General features: G+C 58.9%; 1 protein-coding gene. It reads left to right on the forward strand.

Annotated features, from left to right (window positions below; genetic code table 11):
- The coding region (gene nusA / locus ACIONG_RS30480) for a transcription termination factor NusA (RefSeq protein ID WP_401304747.1) at nucleotides 1–964 on the forward strand (964 nt) is incomplete at both ends.

Consider the following 964-nt stretch of genomic DNA (forward strand, 5'->3'; position numbering starts at 1 on the left):
CGCGGGAGCTGGCTCTGGCCACTGCTACCAAAAAGCGTTTTGAAGACGAAGTTGACCTGCGTGTGGAAATTAACCGCCACACCGGTTCTTACGAAACCTTCCGTCGCTGGACGGTCGTCGAAGAGAACGATCTCGACGATCCGGCTATCGAAACCTGGCCTACCAAAGTTGCCGAAACGCATCCTGGTGCCAAGGTTGGCGACGTCGTTGAAGAAAAAATCGAATCCATCGAGTTCGGCCGCATTGCTGCGCAGACTGCCAAGCAAGTCATCGTGCAGAAAGTGCGTGAAGCCGAGCGCGCTCAAGTGGTCGACGCTTATCGCGAGCGCCTGGGGGAAATCATCTCCGGCACCGTGAAAAAAGTCACCCGCGACAACGTGATCGTCGATCTGGGTAATAACGCTGAAGCGTTGCTGGCCCGTGAAGACATCATCTCTCGCGAAACCTTCCGTGTCGGCGTGCGTCTGCGTGCGCTGCTCATGGAATGCCGCACCGAGAACCGCGGTCCGCAGTTGATCCTGTCGCGTACCGCGCCGGAAATGCTGATCGAGCTGTTCCGCATCGAAGTGCCGGAAATTGCCGAAGGCCTGATCGAAGTAATGGCTGCGTCCCGTGATCCGGGTTCGCGCGCCAAGATCGCCGTCCGCTCCAAGGACAAACGCATCGACCCGCAGGGCGCTTGCATCGGTATGCGCGGTTCGCGCGTCCAGGCAGTGTCGGGTGAGTTGGGTGGTGAGCGTGTGGATATCGTCCTTTGGGATGACAACCCGGCTCAGTTCGTGATCAACGCCATGTCCCCGGCAGAGGTTGCGGCAATTATCGTTGACGAAGATGCCCATGCAATGGACATCGCCGTTGGCGCAGACAATCTGGCTCAGGCCATCGGTCGTGGTGGTCAGAACGTGCGTCTGGCGAGCCAATTGACTGGCTGGACCCTGAACGTGCTGGCCGAATCGGAGATCGC

It is taken from the genome of Pseudomonas sp. NPDC087817, from assembly GCF_044742875.1.
Classification (GTDB): domain Bacteria; phylum Pseudomonadota; class Gammaproteobacteria; order Pseudomonadales; family Pseudomonadaceae; genus Aquipseudomonas.